The organism is Wolbachia endosymbiont (group A) of Limnophora tigrina (assembly GCF_964263225.1).
Classification (GTDB): domain Bacteria; phylum Pseudomonadota; class Alphaproteobacteria; order Rickettsiales; family Anaplasmataceae; genus Wolbachia.
In genome coordinates, this window is the sequence record NZ_OZ181654.1 from 171,711 (window position 1) to 192,335 (window position 20,625).

Sequence of the window (20,625 nt, forward strand, 5' to 3'; positions counted from 1 at the left end):
TCATTACTCTGAAAAATTAAAATGAATGAATTAGCCAATCTTATTGATTCAAGAGAAGAAATATGTAAATTGCCACACAATTTAGAAGCAGAGCAAATGCTCATTGGTGCAATGGTTCGTGATAATAGAATTTGTGATGCAGTCGAAGATATAATTGCAGCAGATAATTTCTATGATCCACTACATCAAAGCATTTTTACCCAGATATCTAAAACCAGAAAACACGGTATAGTTGCTAATGAACTGAGCCTCAAGATGTTTTTCGAGAATGATAAAGCATTTGCCGAATGTGGTGGAGTTGAGTACCTAGCAAAACTTGCAGCAAAGGCAAGCATTGCGCTTGACATCTATAGCTTGACCAGAATAATCCGTGATACTTATTTAAGGAGATGCTTAATCAAGCTCGGACAGGAGATAGTTGACGATAGTTACAACTACGACATTGAAAATCCTGCACAGGTACAAATTGAGCAGGCAATGACAAAGTTGTTCAACTTAGCAGTAAAAAAGCAAGGTGATAAGACATATATAAAGCTTGCAAGTTCAATTAAAGATGTGGTTGAGAAGATCAGCAAGCTGAAGAATAACCCAGAGGCTCTAGGTATTACAACCGGACTTCAAGACCTAAACCAGCTTCTTGGTGGTTTGCAGAAATCTGATCTGTTAATTATAGCTGCAAGGCCCTCAATGGGAAAGACAGCATTGGCGCTGAACATCGCACTTAATGCTTGTAAGATTTTGCAAAAAAGAACAGATAAACAACATTATGTAGCATTCTTTTCACTTGAAATGTCAGCAGAGCAATTGACCGCAAGATTGATTACTATAGATTCAGGCATTGGTTATTATAAGGCACTGACTGGGAGAATTAGTGATTTTGAATTACACGAATTCATTAATGCTAGTACAGATCTATCCGAATTACCTTTCATCATAGATGACACTCCTGCGTTATCAATTAGTGCTCTTCGTACCAGAATACGTCTTCTCTATCAACTATATAATGTAGAGTTGGTCTTTATCGATTATCTGCAGTTAATTCGAGGAACAACAAAAAGGAGTAGTGAAAATAGAGTGCAAGAAATCTCAGAAGTGACGCAGGGTTTAAAAGCAATTGCAAAAGAACTAAATATTCCCATTGTTGCACTATCACAGCTCTCTCGTTCTGTTGAGCAAAGGGATGATAAAAAACCACAACTTTCTGATTTACGTGATTCAGGAAGCATAGAGCAGGATGCGGATATAGTAATGTTCCTTTATAGAGAAGAATATTATGAATTAAGAAAGCAACCAAATGAAGGAAGTAATAAACATCGAGAGTGGCAAGAGAAAATGGAGAAAATTAGAAATATTGCAGAACTGATCATTGCAAAACAAAGAAACGGGCCAATTGGTAGTGTGAAACTACATTTTGACTCCAATAGAGGTGCATTTAAAGATTATACAGAAAGATATAGTCTGTAGCGGTTTTGAGTAATTCTGGAAGTGTTTAACAAACCATACGTGCCAAATTAAGTAGCTATCGTGAAATATAGCAATATTTAAGATTGGCATTTTATTTGTTACATTTATTTTTTTAGGAAATTCTTATCTAGGATAAGATATTTTTTTAGAAAAATCTATAAATTACTAACTTTATTACTTAATATATAAAATAGTTTTTTCTTATTTCCTTTCTTCCTTACGCCACTTTTTCTTAACTTGATGCGTATGGTTTATTTAACACTTCCGATATAGAACTAAAAAATAGCAAATTCTCTATAACTTGAATATAATTTTAGCTTTACCTAAACAGAAAGATGAATTACTTAATGGATTTTGTTTTAATATCTCTTTCCTTGCCACTTTTTATTACTGAGAATTATTTGTTAATTACTGCGTTGATCCCACTTTTAAGTGCATTAGCTATTTCTTTTACTAGTAAATGGCCCAGAGTGAACAGTAGCGTTACTGTTGCTTCTTCTATGCTTCTGTTTGCGTATACATCTCTATGCACTTTATATTTGGTGTATGGTGATCATTCTCAATTTATTCTCATGGATTTTGGTAATAATTTGCATATTAGTTTAAAGCTAGAGTCTAGTGGAGCAATATTCAGTTTATTAATATCATTTTTGTGGGTACTAACCAGTATATATGCAATATGTTATATGAGAAATAACTATGCTGATAGCAATCACTCAAGTTTTCTATGCTTTTTTTCAACATCAATCAGTTGTGCAATGTTTATTGCTTTTTCTGGAGATTTGCTCACTACATTTGTCTTTTATGAGCTTCTAACTATTAGTACATACCCTCTGATTACTTACAACTCAACAAATGAATCAGTAATTGCAGGACGCTATTACTTTGGTTTACTATTTTTCTCTTCTTTAGTATTATTTTTTCCTGCAATAGGCCTATTATATAATGAATTCCATACTTTAGATTTTGTAAGTGGTGGAATATTCAAGTTTGATACTTCACTCATCACTTTTATTGCAGTGTGTTTTGCTATGCTGATTTATGGAATAGGAAAAGCTGCATTAATGCCAATGCATTTTTGGTTACCAAAAGCAATGGTTGCACCAACTCCTGTGAGTGCACTATTACATGCTGTTGCTGTTGTGAAATCCGGAGTTTTCATCATCATCAAAGTTATATTATACACTTTTGGCGTCGATAATATGCAACGTTTTGTGCAGCAAAATTGGTTTGCTGGAGGGTGGCTTCCGTACGCTGCTGGATTTACTATCATTACTGCATCGTTGATTGCATTAAAGCAAAAGGAATTAAAGAAATTGCTTGCTTACTCTACCATCTCCCAATTGTCGTATATTATATTGTTCGCTTCAATTTTTAGTGAATTCAGCATGAAGATTGCAATCTTTCAATTAGTTTGCCATGCATTTGCAAAAATTACTTTATTTTTTTTTGCAGGTATCATAATAACGAAAACGGGTGAAAAATATATAGATAGAATTCACGGTATAGGACGTAGTATGCCAATTAGCATGATAGCATTCACTATAGGTGCATTGTCCATGATAGGAGTACCTCCTGCTCCGACTTTTTGGAGCAAATTTCTCATCTTTCAAGCTGTTTTCAACTCTAGTAATGTAACACTTTCTGTGTTTGTAACTCTAGTGTTAATTGTTAGTACTATACTCAATGCTCTATACTTTTTACCAATAATTTACAACGCCTTTTTCTCAAAACCTTCTAGAAATTATTTTATTAAAAAGACACCAATGCTTCTAGTTTTACCCCCAGTTATTACTGCTATATGCACTTTAGTTATTTTTTTTAGCTACCAAATAATGTTATAAATATAATCATCTATATTTATAGCTATTAACAATAAATTTAAATGGCACTATTCCAGCTAGAGTTGCTTTTATATTTGACAAAGTGAAGCTGACCTCCACAGCATAATCTTTCATCTTCTTATTTTGCTCAGCTGTAAAAACTACAGTAGCGTTTCCAGCAAATGTAACTAAGTTCTTGGTCAACCGGTCAATAGATAATGTTGTTACGTTTATGTTGGTAATTTTTCTTGTGGATGAAACAGCTTCATTGTTCACTTTTTCCTGAAAGTTTTGGTAGATTTTGTATACAGAATTGTTTTTTATAAAATTTTCTTGATACTTTGGCTCAACAGTCCGAGAGGACTCATATGTTTCAATATATTTACTTATTAAATACCTTGCTATGGAAATGTACTCATCTTCTTTTTTACTAAAACTAAGTTTATGTATTGCAGAGAACTCATCTTCTGTGTGGTTCATATACTTCACAAAATTTAAATCTTTTTTAACAGGAAGTAATAGGTATATGTTTAGTAGTGATAAAAATAAACATACTAAGAGAAGTAACGCTATTAACGCCATCCAAGATCTTTCTACAACGCAGAACAGGTATCTGTGGCAATACCATTCAACTGCTTTCCTGAAGTAACTTTTGTTTTTTACTGATTCAAGTAATTTATCTTCCATAATACAAACCCAATTATATAATATACTGGATACTCTAAAAAACTTTAAAATATGTCTAAATTTTCCAAAATAGGATGAATTATTATATCACCTTGTTCTGCAATAAGGTGAAATTTATCAATTTTGCTCACATCTAAATTTATCATTTTTACACTAAAGCTTTCAGGATCATAAGTATTACTTTCTGCACTTTTGTGATAATTATAATAGTGTAATGTGTTTTGATCATCGAAATAACCAAACTCATCAGCAAGGGTTCCCACTTTTTTGCCTTTACCATCTCTGGCTAGCTCAAAAAGATCAATTACATGATTTTCAGATCCAGGCTCAATAAGACCTTCTACAGCAAAAAATTTAGGTGCATGACCAACATACTCCTTAAGTTTTAGATTATTAGTCTTTTTTATACTACGAAAATCCATGAGTTTATATTCATCTGAAAGACCAGAATATTGTGGATCATACTTTTTATATTCAAAAAACTCATTACCCAAAAAATTACAAAACGTTAGTTTATAGTCATCATGATTGAGTTTAATAACTTTAAGATAATGAAAATCTCTAGGAATCTTTACTTCCTCTTTCGTAATATGATTACGTACAACAAGCTCACTACTGAGCATATAATAGCCAATTTTTGGCAAAGTAGCTATATTGATTGACTTGTTTAGCTTAAAATTTGCCTCATAGATGCCACTTGATAGCTCCTTCCCTTTTTCTAAAGTGACGTCTTGATCTAAAGATGTATTCTTGATTAAACTCAATTCTTTCTGCATGTTCAGTATAGTGTTTGTTAAAACTTCTATTGATTGCCATACAGTTAATTTATTATCATTCAAGTTATATACTTTCAGTATTAAATTAGCAGAATTTTATCATAAATTTATGTTAAAAGTATTACATTTTTGTGTCATGATGTTAACTACATTAGCTAAAACATGCTTTTTATCTAAGCGAAATTGCTTTGCAGCAACGAAAAGTTCATCTATTTCTTTCCATTGACTTAGTAGAATTTCAACATTATTTACTTCTTTCTTTATACTTTCTAAAATGGAGGTTTGAATTATATGTGATGCTAGTTCTAGCTCAATCTCACTATTAATTATTTTATTAACTATATCAGAATTATTTAGATTACGGAAAAATGTATAAAAATGCTTATGTGACTCATAAGCACCACTGTTTATTGCATTTATTATTACTCCCGGAGTTCCAGGAAACAAAGTAATGATCTCACTAAATATTTTATCGTCGAATTTACACTGAGATGAAACAACCTGCTTTGTTTCATCGTAAGTTAATGGAAGTAAATTCAGCTGAAAACACCTACACCGGATGGTGGTTTGTACATCATATGGCTTATGGCTAATTACAAATATTTTAGAATTTTGTGGCGGCTCCTCTAATATTTTTAATATTGCATTTTTAGCATTATTAGTCATTGACTCTAAGCTATCTATTATAGCTATTTTATATTCTGATTGAATGGGGCTTAAGTGCAAAAAGTTTTTCATTTCTCTCACCTTTTCCACTCCTATTGTATCACCTTCAACAATGTGTAAGTCTAATGCTACTTCATCGTAATTTTTTATAAGAAACCAATTAGAAAAGGATTTTGCGAATGTTGCTTTTCCTATACCTTTTTTACCACAGATCAGCCAAGATTGAACAGACAAGTTGTTCATTATCTTTTTTTTTGCTTGGTTGTGGCCTATCACCTTTTTCATTCTTTCTCCTATAGATCTTAGTTTGAAAATTCGTTATTTATTGTTTGTAATGAAATTTTACCTTTTCTTAAAACCTTAATCTTGTCTCCAGTTAAGTCAATAATAGTAGATTCTATACCAGAAACTAATTCATCATCTTCAATTACTGCAGATAAGTGTTGCTTAATAGACTGAGGTATATCTCTTGCTTTGCATATACTTTTTTCTCCTGAAATGTTAATACTAGTTGCAACTACTGGAGTTTTCAGTTCATTTAATATTGAAATCGCAATAGGATGATCAGGAATTCTTATGCCTATACTATCTTTAAAGAACTCATTTGGTAATATACTGTTATCTTGAAGTGGTAAAATATAGGTCATTGGTCCAGGAGAAAAATAGTTTATTAAATCGATATACTCTTCCTTTACCTTTGCTATATTTATCAAACTATCAATATTACTAACAAATACAGAGAGCGGCTTGTTTTGAGAACGCTTTTTTATTCGATATATTTTTTCTATAGATTCGTTACCTAGCGCATTACAAGAAAGAGCATATACTGTCTCTGTTGGAAAGCATGCTAACAAATTATTTTTTATTGCATTTATTACTTCAAATACCATATAGCTAAAACTTATGTCTACAATAGCTCTGGGTTTACCGTTATCTCCCTATATGGTAGCAATTAAGATACCGAAATGGCTAGCACGCTCTGTTGTATACTTACAGTAAATTTTATTAGCAACTGCTCGTTTTTACAACAGATTTACTACAATCCGAACTCCGCATTGATTTTATCGACTATCGTCTGTGGTGGATCATCTCCCCATCCTGAATGTAAAATCTCTCCATAATCTGCAACATCTATAGAGCCAGTTCTACTTTTTGCCAGAAACATTTCTCTTTTATCTTTATCAACTAATACATAGTGCCAAGCTGATCTTCCTCGATCTTTACCACGAACTAGATATATGAGATCTGATCTACTTCTTCTTGTTGCATCAGCAAAGGATCTTTCGTTGATAGTTCTGCTTTTACTCTTTATGCCGCCACTTTCAGAAAAAGCTTCCTTGGCTTCAGCTTTTTTGTTTGCCAATTCAGAAATTTTTCCTTTTGCTCCTAGTGCATGTTCTTTGGTATTTTGAGATGAATACTTACTGGAAAAACCTCCTCTTGTCTCATTAGAGGTCCTATTTGTAAAACGCTTAGTAAACGAGTTATCGTTATCATTTTCTGCCATAAAAGTCTCCAAATTTTAGATTGTAGAATCCAAATTTTTACTACACCCTATCATAGGTTAGTTAAATTAATATAAATGAAGGATAATATAGTAATTATTACAGGAATTACAGCCTCAGGTAAATCAGAATTATGCGATAACTTGATAAAAAAGTATAAAAACATTAGCATAATAAACTGTGACTCAAAGCAGGTATACAAAGAGATTCCCGTAATTACTGCTCAACCACCAAAGCAGAAAGAATTTTATAGGCTATACGGTTATGTTTCAGCAAGAGAAAATTATTCCGTAGGTTTATGGCTAGAGGATTTAAAGAGGGAAGTTAACAACGCGCTGAAAAATTCACGAATACCCATCATCACTGGAGGAAGTGGGCTTTACATTAGCAGCTTAATCAAGGGATTATCATCGATTCCACAAATAAGCCAGGAAGTGAGAGAAAACGTAAATGAACTTAGGAAAAATTTAAGTAAAGAGGAATTCTACAAATTAGTGCTAAGCAAAGATCCAAGGATTCAAGGTAAAATATTTATTAATGACTCACATCGCCTCTCAAGAGTACTTGAAGTTATCACTGAAACTGGCAAGACAATCTTTGTATGGCAAGAAAATAGACAGCCTCCTTTGTTCAATAATTTTAAGGTATATACAATTCTACCTAAACGTGAGGATATATACCGAAAAATAAATTCTCGTTTTATTGAAATGGTTGAAAATGGAGCAATTGATGAAGTAAAAAACCTACTTAGCATGAACCCATCTCCACATTTGCCAGCTATGAAAGCACATGGAGTACCAGAAATTATAAGATACTTAAAAGGGGAGATTACTTTAGACGAAGCAATACAGATTGCTCAAACAAACACAAGGCATTATGCAAAACGCCAGTACACTTGGTTTAAAAATCAATTTCCGAATTCTCAAGTGATTGACTGTGCAAATAAATTGACAGAATTTTAGATATTTTGATTATTATGTATTATATTGCTATGCCTATGCAAACTTTTCTTGATAGTATTAAACTTTTTTCTTAAAGAACTTTCATCATTGCCTAAATTGTGATTATTAAATTCTTTGTAAAAATATTCTTACTTATGAAGCGCTACTATACCTGTAAGAGCCTTTATCACTAAATGAACTATATCACGCAATATTTCATCCTCAATTTTTCTATATTCTCTCACTAATCTTGTAACCACAATCTCCACTTTCATATCCTTGTATAGCTCTTCTCATAATAGTAGGAACAAGATAAGATAGTGATTTAGTATAACAAGAAGGTAAAAATGCCAGCAGCGTACAGTTATGACTTAAGGAAAAAAGCCATTCAGGCGTTGGATGAAGGAGAGAGCAAAACAGCAGTAGCAAATTTTTGGCCCTCTCTAATAACTTCAACATCACTAAATTCAAGGGATTGGCCTTCTATTATTTGGAATCTTTCATGTCCTTTTCCTGCAACTAGCAGAATCATATTTTCATCATGTGCTATATTTATACCTTTCTCTATAGCTTTTTTTCTATCTCCTATCTCCAGTGCATCAGGGCAATGTAACAAAATATCGTGACGAATTTTCCCCGGATCTTCATCACGCGGATTGTCATCTGTGACTATAACTTTACCTGCAAGCATTTGTGCTATTTTACCCATCTCTGCACGTTTTGTTTGATCACGATTCCCGCCACAACCGAACACTAGAACTATCTTTTTATTGAAGTGCCATTTTAAAGACAACAGAGCTTGTTTGAGTGCACTTGGAGTATGAGCGTAATCGACAAATGCAAAAGTGTTCACTTTTTCCATTCTTCCAGGTGGAGAAGCGAGTTTATCTATACACATTCTTTGATAGTCCATACCAGATGAAATAACTATACCGATTGCACACAACAAATTATATGCTTGAAATTGCCCAAAAATCGGAAAAAATGCGTTATAAATTTCATCACCGATTTGAATTGTTAGGTATTGACCATTGGCAGTGGGTATCTGCTTTAATAAAGTAATGTCAGAGTTTTTTTTTCCATAGGTTATAACTTTGTTGCCACGCTTTTCAGCTATGTTGAGCAACTCTCCATATTCGCCTATATCTGCATTTAAAATCGCTGTTTTTTCTTTTGGCAATACCTCATCAAACAACCTTTTCTTGGCCTCAAAATACTCATCGATACTTTTGTGATAGTCCAAATGATCTTGAGAGAAATTAGTAAAAGCTGCAGCATTGAGCCTGAGTCCATGGATTCTGTATTGATCGATTCCATGGCTTGAAGCTTCTAATGCTAAGTGTTCTACGTTCTTATTATTTATGTCACGCAATGTGGAATAAAGATCATCTGCACTTGGCGTTGTAAGGCTATTATCTTTTCTATTATTATTGACACATGTTCCCAGTGTTCCTATAGACGCTGCATTATCTTGCCAAATCTGGCGACAAAATTCCACCACTGAAGTTTTACCATTCGTACCAGTTACAGCAGCAACATATTTAGGTTGTTTGAATTGATAAAACCTGCTGACTATTTCACTGTATATTCCTTGAGGGTCCGAGTGGTAAAGCACTGCAAAACTTGGAGTACTTGTCATTCGAGTAGCGGACACTGGAATCCAGTTTTCATTATACAATTGTCTAGTATGCTTGTTTACAATTAAATTTTCTGGATCCCAGTGTCTGAGCACTGGGATGACATCTTTCTTGGCCCCTTGTATTACAACGTCTACACAGTTGTGTACACATCCATTAGGAAGACATGTTACGTGTTCTTTACTCCTTTCTGACACACAAACAAAAAGGTAACCTTCTTTAACTCTCTTAGGATTACATGTGACGCTTTTGATTTCAATATCAAAGTCAGCATTTACAATGTTATGCAGTAGCTCTTTCAGTCTCACAATCATCTTTAACACTTGAACATGGCAGTCTTATTAATGCAGTATTCAAGTCAAAAATCAAATCTTCAGGATCTTCTAGTCCGCAAAATATTCGCACAAAACTTCCACCATAATCTGAATTCATTACAGATCTTGACATAGATCTATGGTCTACTGGTAATATCAAACTGTCACATCCTCCCCAAGAAGCACCAATGCCGAAAACTTTCATGTGATCAACCATGCAGCCTAGTTCTTCACATGAATATTCTCTATCGAGTACTATACTAAATACGCTACTTGCCCCTTTGAAATAACTTTTCCATAAATCATGCTGAGAATAGGAAAAAAGTGCGGGGTATAAGACTTTTTTGATTTTTGGATGTTTTTCCAGCCACTTTGCTACTTGCATTGCTGTACTTTGATGCTTCCTCATGCGTGTTTGCAGTGTTCTAAGTCCCCTGTGTGCAAGGTAACAGTCATGCGATTGAATGGTGACTCCATAATTTTTATAGCTCTCATAAAGCAATTTAAAAATTTTACTTTCAGCAACCATAGCTCCCATCACTAGATCTGAGTGACCGGCTAGATACTTTGTCACCGCGTATAGTGCAACATCAATTCCATAATCAAGCGGCTTAAACAACAAAGGAGTGGCCCATGAATTGTCACAAACGGTTACGATTCCACGTGCTTTAGCAACTTTTACTATATGCTCTATATTTGAAATCTCAAACGTTATAGAACCAGGAGTCTCAATCATGATTAGTGAAGTATTACTCTGAACTAAATCAGTTATATCCTGTGTCGGATTATAAAAAGTTACTTCTACTCCTCTTTTTGGTAGTTCATTTTCGGCAAATCTCTTTAGTCTATAATAACTATTATCTTGTATCAAGACATGCGAACCTGCTTTAGTGAAAGTCAAAATAGCAAAAGTAAGTGCAAATAATCCAGAAGGGTAGATGAGTGCTTGTCCCCTACCCTCAATTTCAGCCAGTGCATTTGAAAAATAATGAACAGTAGGCGTACCAACATTACTGTAACTGTAATCCCTTGCAACACCATCATTGATTACATCGTATATACTTTCTCCATTTGCTGCATTTAAGTAGTCCTTGTAAGTAGGAAATAATATAGTAGAAGAATGATAAACTGGTGGGTTCATCGACCCTTTATAATCATTAAATTTTCTTCCTGCTTTAACTAATAAAGACTCTTCGTTCACATTTTTATTATTTATTTTTTAGATTGTATTCGCTTTGCGTATATAAGTGAAGAGAAATCGCATGTAATCGCTCTATTTCACTCTTTAATAATTCATAGATCAATTTATGCCTCTTTAAAGAGCTCATTCCAGAAAAGTCGTTAGATATTAATACTAATTTGATATGTGAAGGTAGTGTCGAAGAAGAAGCAAAATAATGATCTACATGCTTTGCTGATTCATCGATAATATTAATATCAATTACACCTATTGAACCGCGTAATTTTTCTTCTATTGTCTTAATAATATCCACAATAGTTCCTTTAAGCAACAATACGCTCCTCTTGTCATCCCACAGTATCTGGGCACTGGGATGACAATCGAATTACTTATTCTCTTCTTTATTATCCATGTCTTGATAATCAGAATCTACTACTTTTTCTTCCTCATTATTTGTTGTGGATGAGCTTTCTCCACCTTGTTGTTGTTGAGATTCCTTATACATAGCTTCTCCAAGTTTCATAGATAACTGAGAGAGGTTAGTAACTTTCTGTTGTATTGAATCAGCATCATCAATGTTGTCAGATTTACTCACTTCCTTTAACTCATTAACTGCATTTTCAATAGCAGATTTATCTTCTGGAGAAATTTTATCACCATATTCTGTCAGAGATTTTTCTGTAGAATGAACTAAACTATCCGCTTGATTCTTCACTTCAATAAATTTCTTACGCTTTTCATCTTCTTGTGCTTTTTCCTCAGCTTCTCTCACCATCCGATTTATTTCATCCTCCGATAAACCACCTGAAGACTGAATACGTATTTTTTGCTCTTTTCCAGTAGCTTTATCCTTTGCAGAAACATGCGCTATTCCATTTGCATCTATATCAAATGTCACCTCAATTTGAGGAACCCCGCGAGGAGCAGGTGGTATTCCTTCTAAACTAAACTGACCAAGCAGTTTATTATCAACCGCCAATTTTCTTTCACCTTGATGTACCTTAATTGTAACGGCTGTTTGGTTATCTTCTGCAGTTGAAAACACCTGAGATTTTTTTGTGGGAATAGTAGTATTACGTTCAATAAGTGGAGTGAACACTCCCCCTAGAGTTTCAATACCAAGAGAAAGTGGAGTTACGTCAAGTAGTAACACATCTCTTACATCACCTTGAATAATTCCTGCTTGTATTGCAGCCCCAATTGCTACAACTTCATCAGGGTTAACTCCTCTATGTGGATCTTTGCCAAAGAATTCTTTAACTTTCTCTATGACTTTTGGCATACGAGTCATGCCACCAACAAGAACTACTTCACCAATTTGACTAGCAGACAAACCAGCATCTTCAAGAGCTTTTTTGCAAGGAATTATAGTCCTTTCAATTAAATCATTCACTAAACTTTCAAGCTTTGCTCTTGTTAGCTTCATATTTAAGTGTTTTGGGCCACTTGCATCAGCTGTAACAAACGGTAGATTTACTTCTGTTTCCATTGCACTTGACAATTCTACCTTTGCTTTTTCTGCAGCTTCTTTGATTCTTTGCATAGCCATTGGATCGTTTTTCAAATCAATGCCATTACTTTTCTTGAATTCACCCAGTAAATAATTTACTACTGCATTATCGAAGTCTTCCCCTCCAAGGTGAGTATCACCATTTGTAGCTTTTACTTCAAAAACTCCGTCACCTATTTCAAGAACTGAAACATCAAATGTACCACCACCAAGATCATACACTACTATTGTGTGTCCGTGCTTTTTATCAAGACCATAAGCAAGTGCTGCAGCAGTTGGTTCGTTAATTATTCTGAGGACATTTAATCCAGCAATTTTTCCTGCATCTTTTGTTGCTTGACGTTGAGAATCATTGAAGTACGCCGGCACTGTTATCACAGCATCCTTTACTTCTTCCCCAAGATAAGCCTCAGCTGCTTCTTTCAGGTTTTGTAGTATAAATGCACCAATTTGACTAGGAGAGTATTCTTTACTATCAGTTGTTTTAACCCATGCATCACCATTTTTTGCTGCAAATACCTTATACGGTACACCTAGATTCTTCATTTCAGGATCGCTATATTGGCGACCTATCAATCTCTTAGTTGCAAAAAAAGTATTACTTGCATTGGTAGTTGCTTGCCTTTTTGCTGGAGCACCAATCAACCTTTCTCCAGATGAAGTAAATGCAACTATAGATGGAGTAGTTCTTGCTCCTTCTTTATTCTCAATTACTTTTGTATCCTTGCCTTGCATTATTGCAACACAAGAATTTGTTGTTCCAAGATCTATACCTATTGCTCTTCCCATAATGAATACTCCCTTTTAAATATTATCTGATGTAAAATATATAAGTATAAAACTCGTTAATTACAAGTCCCGTTTAGTTGTTAGAGCCCAAAAGGCGCGAAAGCCATTTAGTTAACCAAAAGTTGCCCGGTAGTTTATCTGAACTACCAGCCTCTTTATCCCTGCTATTCACAATTTGACATCCAGAATTCTGCAATGGCTTATAATCATTAAAATTAATATGGTCTCCTTGCTTTAAAATAAATGTATCTGCATCTAAACTATTATCAATACTAACATTTAATGTAATATTGAACTCTTTTTCGATTGTAGAAACCATATCACGCTTATTATTAAAAATGTGCGCTATAACTGCACTGCGTGCTATTAAATCAAAGGACTTATTTTGATTTTTATTAGCAATATGTTGCAAATCCCTTAGTATCGATGCAACAACCACTTCGTTTGATTTCACTCTTCCAATACCTTTACAGCGTAAGCACTCTGTAGTATTAATTTCCTGTATATTTGGTTTAATTCTTTGTCTTGAAAAGACCATTAAACCAAAGTCATTGATAAAGCTAAATTGAACTTTAGCTCTATCATCTTTAAACGCCTGCTTGATAGCAAATTCAACATTTTTGCAATACTCAAGTTTCAACATGTCAATAAAATCAACAACTATTAACCCTGATAAGCCCCTGAGATTCGCTTGCCTTGATATTTCAGATAATGCCTCCATATTAGTTCTATAAGCTGTTTCTTCTATGTTATCTTCTCCTGTCATTTTCCCTGAATTTACGTCTATTGAAACAAATGCCTCAGTTAAGGTTATCACCAAAGACCCACCAGATGGTAATTCTACTCTATTGCTATATAATTCAGAAATTTGATCTTCGACTCGATAGTAAGTAAAGATTGGAACAGAGCCTCTATATAACCTAGGACGTAATTTTCCTTGTAACACATTTTTAGTGTATTTTCTTACCGCTTCACAAACTTCTCTATCAGATACTATAATTTCTGTATCATTACTACAAAAGTCACGTACAGATCTCATAACTACATCTGCTTCGTTGTAAATTAATGATGGAACATTTAAAGAAGAGAAGTTTTGCTGGATATTTTGCCATAATAAGGTCAAATTATCGTAATCTTGCTCAATTTCTTTCTTACTTTTTCCTGCACCAACAGTTCTTACTATTAAACCTGAGCCTTTTGGTAAATTTATTGAATTTAATATATCCTTTAACTGTTTTCTAACGTTGGTATCTTCAATTCTGCGAGATACTCCACCCCTACTTATGGAATTGGGCATGAAAACACAGTATCTACCGACCAAAGTTACGTATGTTGTAAATGAAGCTCCTTTATTTCCTCGTTCTTCTTTAGTTAATTGAACCAATAACTTTCGATTTACTGAAATCACATCTTGTAACTTATATTTTCTATGTAAAGGTACCTCCCTCACAAAACCACTGCTGGATTCATTACTAGCTGTAGAATCCAGGCCTTCTTCTGTGCAATTATCATTTGAACAGTCCACACCGCTCGAATAGCCTTCGTCAGGGAAAATTTCCTTCTCTTTTTCTGGAATATTAAAGTAATTTAGAGATATCTCAGAAAAAGACAAAAAACCTTGCTTATTTTTTCCATACTCAATGAACACGGCCTGCAAAGCAGGCTCTATACGCTTTACATAAGCAACGTATATATTACCTCTTAATTGTCTTTTTTCCTTGAATTCTTGTTCAAACTCTACAACCCTACCATTAACTAGTAGGGCAACCCTTACCTCGTTAGAACAGGTAGTACTTTCTATCAATAATAACCTTTTGCCATCACTCGCCACTTATTTACCGTCTGCTTTTCATTCTGAAATCTTTTTATACTACTTAATATATTATTGACTGTCAAGAATTTTGCGACCTGCATTATTGGGTTGACTTTCAGTGTTTTGCGTTCTAAACTTGCATAGAGTTTATTATATCACTAACAATTATGGCGAAAAAAAATGCTTCTTTGCTTGTCAAGCTAGTTAGCACTGCAACTAAAACAACAAAAACTGGAGAAGAGAAACTAACAGGCTATTTTTGTGTAAAAAAACGTAATCCTAAGAACCTTCCCAAAAAGCTCGAGTTTAGGAAGTATGACCCAGTGGTCAGAAGACACGTATTATTTAAAGAAGAAAAATTAAAGTAAGTTTATTGTTATATATAGTTTATAATCAAGTTATACTCTAATAATAGAGCTCAGAGATATAATGGAAGGGAAGGTGAAACTCATAGTGTTGATCATTACACAATTAATAAACATAAAGTATAAAACACAGAAAACGCTCTAAAACCTAAAGTGTCACACGTTAGTAGGTCAAAAATCGTATCCGTTCAGCAGAGTGGTTTAAGAAACGATAGATAGAAGATTGTGAAAAGGGTTTAGCCTCCTCTGTTTCCATGTTAAGTATAACGAAATTATTTGCTCAAGGAATGAGTTTCCTCGTTCTGATTGTGTAAAATATGAATTTTTGCGATAAACGACATAATGCCGTATTTGCCGTTCAGCGTGATTATTTGTCAGCGGAGTATTTTCTGGGTCATCTAAAAATTTCCACATCATTCTTTCAGATTTCAAAATATTCTTTGCAACTCGAGACGCTCCAATTGCTTCAGGTAAGCGAGATATTTCCTTCAAATAATACCTTGTACGTTTTCGCAATTTCTTGGCACGTCTAATAAATCTTGAAACATCTATCTCATTTTTTAGTAAAGCTTTTTTCAGTGCAAATAACTCAGTGGCTACATTTCTCAAGTAACAGCCCAGAACTTTAACTTCAAATTTCCAACTATGCGCTAATCTTTCAAAATCCCTTGCTAAGTGTGCCCAACAGATTTGCCTTCTTTCATCAGCAAAGTAGTTGTATGCTGCATATCTGTCGGTTACTACCAAGCTATTACGATTGCAGCATACACTATTTTTTAAAACTTTCATTCCCCTTGACTCTGTCAACTTCACAAAACTTGCCGTATTGCTTGCAAACATCCAACACCAAGCGAGTTTACCTTTGTTATAATGGCTCGTTTCATCAATATGTAGAACTTTACTCCTACTTATCTCTTGTTCGATCTGCTCATACATTTTTTTGCATTTTGAAGCAACTCTATGTTCACTATTTGATATGCTACCGACGCTTATGTTCAAATTGAAGATATCATTTATGATGCTAGCTACTTCGCGCTTTGAATTTTTATAAAACCCACTGAGTGCTGCAACTACTGACTTAACCCTTGGGCCAAATGTATCTGGCGTAACACCCTCTGGTAACTTGCTACTTCTTCTTTTTCCGCATCTCTGACAACGGCCATGTTCCAACTGATATTCCATTACATAAGCCTTAATCTCCGGAAGATCTACTTTCTGATGAATATAAGGTTTTTCGCATATTGCAATCTTCCCTCCGCATTCGCAAGTAGGTGACAACTCTATCTTTATCACCTCATCTGCTTCCATTTTAGCACGATAATTACCCTTATGCCCAACTTGACCACCAATCTTTCTTTCGCTTTTTGGCTTTTCCTTTTTCATTTTGTATAATTCTTTTGAATTGGGAATTGATGAGTTTTTTGAATTTAAACCTAGCCTTTCCTTTAATTCAGCGTTCTCTATCTTTAAAGCCTCATGCTCTGCTTTTAAACTTTCATTCTCTCTTTCCAATCTTTCTATTTTTGCTTCTAACTTTTCTATTTTTTGCTGTAAATTTTTGCAGAGTTCTAAAAGGTTTACCATATTACCTCATATTTACCCTATGATTATCTTTATTATCTTGCTTTGTCTACCTTATTTTGCCGCTCTGCTGAACGGACACCAAAAATCTAAGGGTTTTCCTTAGAGGGTTTATTGGACTAGATCGGATCAATATATAAACGTAAAAATAACCTGAGCTTGCCTAATATAAAAAGGTTCATGTAATTTGAATACAGAGTAAGCAGTAAAATGGCAAAATAAAATAGATAAAAAAATAGAAGTAAATGCAGACACTGATTTTTCATAAATCAAAAGGTGTGCTAAGAATTCCAGCATCACGTGTATAGCCGTGCGGACATTGTGGTAATTTGCGTAGTAGAAGGTGTCATCCCAGTACTTGATACTGGGATGATATACTTCTGGTAGATAATGTCGGTATAGTTGTGATTGGAATAGAAAGCACTAAGTTTGCAATGCTATCTGAATAGATAAAAGAACTCATTACTCAGTGAAACAAGACTTGAAATTTTGTGCAATGCTGCTGATTATATCTAGATATGCATCCTTTCCAGGCTCTACATCTGATCCAATAGGATCAAGAATCACCATTTTTACGTCACTAGAAAAGACATTAGGCTTTATGCTATCCTCTCGTGAATGAGAAACAATACATTTAACGTTTTCCTCTTTCATTACCTTTTTTAATTTCATTAAACTCTTCATACCTATGTAAGAATCCTCTTCTATAGAAAGAATGGCGCTTGGGTAACTTAAATCAAAATATTTTTCGAAATATTGATAAGCATCGTGAGTAACTATGTATTTTTGATTTTTTAACTCATCCAATTCTTTCGTAATTTTTTCTACTTCTTGGTCTATCTTTCTTATAGCCTCCTCTGCGTTAGTATTGTATCGATAGGTATTTTCTTTATCTATATTAGATAATGTTGCACTGATAGAAAGTATCATACTTTTTGCATTTTTAGGACTCAGCCAAATATGCAAATCTTTTTCATCTTGAATGTGACTAGAAAATGAATGTGGTCGAGCAGGAAGTAGATCGATTGCACTTGATAGCGGTATTAACTTCTTATTTTCTTTAGCGAAAGTTTTAACAAATGTTTCCAAAGAATCATCGATATAAAATATAATATTACTAGATTCTAATTTACTTGCATCTGAAGGCCTGAGCATGTAGTTATGTTCAGACACTATTTCGTACATTAGTAATTCTGGCTTTGAAATTCCATCTGTAACAGAAGCTACAAGTGAGTGTATAGGTTTGATTGTAGCTACAATTTTTAAATTGGATGAAAAGGCACTATTGTAGTATAGTGTAAGTGAAAGTAATAGAAAAAAAATCAGTAAATGTCTCATATAAATATTGAGAAGAAGTCAATTTTTGACAAAAAATTAAGTAATGTCAATAACTGCATTCTAAAAATAGAAAACCTTACTCTTGCACATGGTAGTAAAAAAGTTCTTGATAATATCAATATATCAGTAGAAAGAGGAGATATAGTTACAATACTTGGTCCAAATGGCGGAGGTAAAACCTCTTTAGTGAAAGCAGTTGCTGGTATAAATAAAGGCTATATTGGCAGTATTTTATTTGCCGATAATGTAAAAATTAGCTATATGCCACAAAATTTTAGTATTGGTAATTTGATGCCAATAACAGTTGAGTCTTTCCTTTTCAATAGCTCCTCGAAGAGATTCAAAAAAAATCAATCTATCGTTACAGAAGCGATAGAATTGGTTGGCATCGGTAACATTTTAAAGAATCAAGTATTAGAAATTTCTGCAGGACAAACACAACTACTGCTACTTGCACGTTGTTTAATTTCAGAATCTGATTTGATCATTTTAGATGAACCAGTCAGTGCAATGGATATTAACGCACGAGCTAAATTTTATGATATTATAAATAAAATCGCAAAAGAACGATCAGTGTCGATTCTCATGACTTCTCATGACCTTAACTCTGCTCTACCATCCTCAGATTACATAATTTGCATAAATAATACTATCTATTATCAAGGTAAACCTGATGAAATTATGGAGATAAATGAAATATTTGGCAGTTACGCAGCGAAATGATTCAAAATATTCTACGTCTTCTGCAAATAACTACAGTGCTAACACGCTACAATGTGTTACCTTATTTACTTCCACCATCAAAAAAATCAATAAATAAAATACAAGGTCATAAACTAAAGCGTGCTCTTGAAAGATTAGGTCCGGTGTTCATTAAATTTGGGCAATCCATTTCATCACGCACTGATATTTTAAATGAGGACATAACAAATAACTTGCTATTGATATGTGATAGATTGCCATCATTTTCGTATAAAATAGCAGTTAAAACTATAGAAAGTGAGTTTAATTGTAAATTAAGCGACATTTTTTCAAGTTTTTCTGAAAAGCCAATTGCAGCAGCATCAATTTCTCAGGTGCATAGAGCAGTTACAATTGAGGGTAAGGAAGTTGCTGTAAAGGTTTTGAGGCCAAATATTGAGAAAACATTCTCAAGGGATATAAAAATGCTTTCTTGGCTTGCAGAAATTGCAGAAAAATTTAGTGAACAATCAAAAAGGCTGAAGCCAGTTGAATTAGTCAAAACTTTTGCTGAAATTTGCCGATTAGAGTTAGATCTACGCTTTGAGGCTGCCCACTCTTCGGAACTGAAGGAAAATACTAAACATGACAGAGGTTTCTACGTACCTGAAATAGATTGGAGTAGAACTTCAAAAAAGGTTTTAACATTAGAATGGATGGAAGCTATACCAATATACGAAGTTGAAAAGCTGAATAACCGAAAGCAAATAGCTATCAATCTTATAGAATCTTTTTGTAATCAGGTATATAGGGATTGTTTTTTTCATGCTGATATGCATCCTGGAAATTTAATGATCGATAGTAATAACAATATTATTGCCCTGGATTGTGGAATCATGGGTAGAATAGATCGTGAGACATGCTATTACGTTATAGAGATACTCAAAGGCTTTTTAAATAGGGATTATGATCACGTTGCAAAAATGCACTTTAGAGCCGGTTATGTTCCATCACAGCATAGAAATTTTGTTACAGCTTGCAGAGCAATAGGTGAGCCCATTGTTGGACAGCCTATACAGAAGATTTCATTTGCTCGATTACTTACTCAGCTACTAAAAATAACTGGTGATTTTGATATGAAAGTTCAAACACAATTGTTATTGCTGCAGAAAACTATGATTTTATTAGAAGGAACATGTAGGAAAGTCTATCCAGAAATCAATATGTGGAAAGTAGTTGAAACATGGATAAACAGTCAACATGAAAGTAAAATAGGGTATAGGGAAAAAATTAAAAGCTCTTATCCCATCAAAACAATCCAAGGAATATTTAGCCTTATAGAAAAATTAAACCTAATAGCTGACAAAAAATTACAAGTGAAAAATAGATCAAATGGAAAAGCCTACTTTTTACTTTGGTCTGTAATTATAATTCTCATCGTTAAACTTTTAATTTCTTGAACTAAAAGATAATAAAAGCAAGTTTACAACAACTATTTAAGTCTTGAAACCACTCAGGTTTACATTCACTCGAATTATCAAGGTATTTTCAGTAT

At 33.8% G+C, this 20,625-nt stretch carries 18 protein-coding genes; 6 read left to right on the forward strand and 12 right to left on the reverse strand.

Annotated features, from left to right (window positions below; genetic code table 11):
* The first annotated feature begins 21 nt into the window (after positions 1-21).
* Both ACE38P_RS00850 and ACE38P_RS00855 read left to right on the forward strand, forming a co-directional pair.
* On the forward strand, positions 22-1,464 hold the full coding sequence (locus ACE38P_RS00850) for a replicative DNA helicase (protein ID WP_139686507.1): 1,443 nt from the start codon (positions 22-24) through the stop codon (positions 1,462-1,464).
* A 347-nt stretch (positions 1,465-1,811) separates the two neighbouring features.
* On the forward strand, positions 1,812-3,308 hold the full coding sequence (locus ACE38P_RS00855) for a proton-conducting transporter membrane subunit (protein ID WP_010407433.1): 1,497 nt from the start codon (positions 1,812-1,814) through the stop codon (positions 3,306-3,308).
* 6 nt (positions 3,309-3,314) lie between these two features.
* On the opposite strand, the gene ACE38P_RS00860 is transcribed toward ACE38P_RS00855, so the two are convergent.
* From ACE38P_RS00860 to ACE38P_RS00880, 5 genes are all read right to left on the reverse strand, one after another.
* Positions 3,315-3,974 (reverse strand): VirB8/TrbF family protein, encoded by a 660-nt coding sequence (locus ACE38P_RS00860; protein WP_139686506.1) that lies wholly within the window; start codon positions 3,972-3,974, stop codon positions 3,315-3,317.
* 44 nt (positions 3,975-4,018) lie between these two features.
* The gene (locus ACE38P_RS00865; protein WP_374699342.1) at positions 4,019-4,813 is read right to left on the reverse strand and encodes a hypothetical protein; all 795 of its coding nucleotides are present in this window, start codon (positions 4,811-4,813) and stop codon (positions 4,019-4,021) included.
* Positions 4,814-4,849: 36 nt separating this feature from the next.
* A complete protein-coding gene (locus ACE38P_RS00870; protein WP_211908312.1) occupies positions 4,850-5,701 on the reverse strand; it encodes a DNA polymerase III subunit delta' in 852 nt (283 codons plus the stop codon).
* Positions 5,702-5,718: 17 nt separating this feature from the next.
* Positions 5,719-6,306, reverse strand: coding sequence for an L-threonylcarbamoyladenylate synthase (locus ACE38P_RS00875; RefSeq protein ID WP_006013379.1), 588 nt, complete (start codon positions 6,304-6,306; stop codon positions 5,719-5,721).
* Between the two features lie 146 nt (positions 6,307-6,452).
* Positions 6,453-6,923: a hypothetical protein gene (locus ACE38P_RS00880; RefSeq protein WP_374699343.1), complete on the reverse strand. Its 471-nt coding sequence runs from the start codon at positions 6,921-6,923 to the stop codon at positions 6,453-6,455.
* Between the two features lie 75 nt (positions 6,924-6,998).
* Here ACE38P_RS00880 and miaA point away from each other — a divergent pair, with 75 nt between their 5' ends.
* Positions 6,999-7,883 carry a tRNA (adenosine(37)-N6)-dimethylallyltransferase MiaA gene (miaA, locus tag ACE38P_RS00885; RefSeq protein ID WP_374699344.1) on the forward strand — a complete coding sequence of 295 codons (885 nt, stop codon included), beginning with the start codon at positions 6,999-7,001 and terminating at the stop codon, positions 7,881-7,883.
* Positions 7,884-8,250: 367 nt separating this feature from the next.
* On the opposite strand, the gene ACE38P_RS00890 is transcribed toward miaA, so the two are convergent.
* The 5 genes from ACE38P_RS00890 to ACE38P_RS00910 all read right to left on the reverse strand — a co-directional run bounded on the left by ACE38P_RS00890 (position 8,251) and on the right by ACE38P_RS00910 (position 15,123).
* On the reverse strand, positions 8,251-9,813 hold the full coding sequence (locus ACE38P_RS00890) for a UDP-N-acetylmuramoyl-L-alanyl-D-glutamate--2,6-diaminopimelate ligase (protein WP_374699818.1): 1,563 nt from the start codon (positions 9,811-9,813) through the stop codon (positions 8,251-8,253).
* Positions 9,782-11,014 (reverse strand): cystathionine beta-lyase, encoded by a 1,233-nt coding sequence (gene metC / locus ACE38P_RS00895; RefSeq protein ID WP_006013396.1) that lies wholly within the window; start codon positions 11,012-11,014, stop codon positions 9,782-9,784. The genes ACE38P_RS00890 and metC overlap by 32 nt, the downstream gene beginning before the upstream one ends.
* 7 nt (positions 11,015-11,021) lie before the next feature.
* The gene (locus tag ACE38P_RS00900; RefSeq protein ID WP_374699345.1) at positions 11,022-11,306 is read right to left on the reverse strand and encodes a BolA family protein; all 285 of its coding nucleotides are present in this window, start codon (positions 11,304-11,306) and stop codon (positions 11,022-11,024) included.
* Between the two features lie 72 nt (positions 11,307-11,378).
* Positions 11,379-13,292: a molecular chaperone DnaK gene (gene dnaK / locus ACE38P_RS00905; RefSeq protein WP_374699346.1), complete on the reverse strand. Its 1,914-nt coding sequence runs from the start codon at positions 13,290-13,292 to the stop codon at positions 11,379-11,381.
* 73 nt (positions 13,293-13,365) lie between these two features.
* Entirely contained in the window at positions 13,366-15,123 is a 1,758-nt protein-coding gene (locus ACE38P_RS00910; RefSeq protein WP_374699347.1) for an Rne/Rng family ribonuclease, read from the reverse strand.
* Positions 15,124-15,272: 149 nt separating this feature from the next.
* Between ACE38P_RS00910 and rpmG the strand changes: the two genes are divergently transcribed.
* Positions 15,273-15,473 carry a 50S ribosomal protein L33 gene (gene rpmG / locus ACE38P_RS00915; protein ID WP_012481745.1) on the forward strand — a complete coding sequence of 67 codons (201 nt, stop codon included), beginning with the start codon at positions 15,273-15,275 and terminating at the stop codon, positions 15,471-15,473.
* 198 nt (positions 15,474-15,671) lie between these two features.
* On the opposite strand, the gene tnpC is transcribed toward rpmG, so the two are convergent.
* Together tnpC and ACE38P_RS00925 are read right to left on the reverse strand one after the other, a co-directional pair.
* Positions 15,672-17,054, reverse strand: a complete 1,383-nt coding sequence (gene tnpC, locus ACE38P_RS00920; protein WP_374699286.1) for an IS66 family transposase — start codon at positions 17,052-17,054, stop codon at positions 15,672-15,674.
* A gap of 459 nt (positions 17,055-17,513) precedes the next feature.
* Positions 17,514-18,389, reverse strand: a complete 876-nt coding sequence (locus ACE38P_RS00925; RefSeq protein WP_264686435.1) for a zinc ABC transporter substrate-binding protein — start codon at positions 18,387-18,389, stop codon at positions 17,514-17,516.
* Between ACE38P_RS00925 and ACE38P_RS00930 the strand changes: the two genes are divergently transcribed.
* Both ACE38P_RS00930 and ubiB read left to right on the forward strand, forming a co-directional pair.
* On the forward strand, positions 18,381-19,112 hold the full coding sequence (locus ACE38P_RS00930; RefSeq protein WP_264686436.1) for a metal ABC transporter ATP-binding protein: 732 nt from the start codon (positions 18,381-18,383) through the stop codon (positions 19,110-19,112). The two genes, ACE38P_RS00925 and ACE38P_RS00930, sit on opposite strands and share 9 nt — an antisense overlap.
* Positions 19,109-20,530 (forward strand): 2-polyprenylphenol 6-hydroxylase, encoded by a 1,422-nt coding sequence (ubiB, locus tag ACE38P_RS00935; protein WP_264682647.1) that lies wholly within the window; start codon positions 19,109-19,111, stop codon positions 20,528-20,530. The genes ACE38P_RS00930 and ubiB overlap by 4 nt, the downstream gene beginning before the upstream one ends.
* The last annotated feature ends 95 nt before the right edge of the window (positions 20,531-20,625 follow it).

Bases quoted from the DNA above. Each gene is read 5' to 3' on its own strand.
- dnaK (WP_374699346.1), bottom strand. From the start codon at position 13,292: ATGGGAAGAGCAATAGGTATAGATCTTGGAACAACAAATTCTTGTGTT.
- ACE38P_RS00850 (WP_139686507.1), top strand. From the start codon at position 22: ATGAATGAATTAGCCAATCTTATTGATTCAAGAGAAGAAATATGTAAA.
- ACE38P_RS00930 (WP_264686436.1), top strand. From the start codon at position 18,381: ATGTCTCATATAAATATTGAGAAGAAGTCAATTTTTGACAAAAAATTA.
- ACE38P_RS00925 (WP_264686435.1), bottom strand. From the start codon at position 18,389: ATGAGACATTTACTGATTTTTTTTCTATTACTTTCACTTACACTATAC.
- ACE38P_RS00870 (WP_211908312.1), bottom strand. From the start codon at position 5,701: ATGAAAAAGGTGATAGGCCACAACCAAGCAAAAAAAAAGATAATGAAC.
- miaA (WP_374699344.1), top strand. From the start codon at position 6,999: ATGAAGGATAATATAGTAATTATTACAGGAATTACAGCCTCAGGTAAA.
- ACE38P_RS00890 (WP_374699818.1), bottom strand. From the start codon at position 9,813: ATGATTGTGAGACTGAAAGAGCTACTGCATAACATTGTAAATGCTGAC.
- rpmG (WP_012481745.1), top strand. From the start codon at position 15,273: ATGGCGAAAAAAAATGCTTCTTTGCTTGTCAAGCTAGTTAGCACTGCA.
- ACE38P_RS00855 (WP_010407433.1), top strand. From the start codon at position 1,812: ATGGATTTTGTTTTAATATCTCTTTCCTTGCCACTTTTTATTACTGAG.
- tnpC (WP_374699286.1), bottom strand. From the start codon at position 17,054: ATGGTAAACCTTTTAGAACTCTGCAAAAATTTACAGCAAAAAATAGAA.
- ubiB (WP_264682647.1), top strand. From the start codon at position 19,109: ATGATTCAAAATATTCTACGTCTTCTGCAAATAACTACAGTGCTAACA.
- ACE38P_RS00880 (WP_374699343.1), bottom strand. From the start codon at position 6,923: ATGGCAGAAAATGATAACGATAACTCGTTTACTAAGCGTTTTACAAAT.
- ACE38P_RS00860 (WP_139686506.1), bottom strand. From the start codon at position 3,974: ATGGAAGATAAATTACTTGAATCAGTAAAAAACAAAAGTTACTTCAGG.
- ACE38P_RS00875 (WP_006013379.1), bottom strand. From the start codon at position 6,306: ATGGTATTTGAAGTAATAAATGCAATAAAAAATAATTTGTTAGCATGC.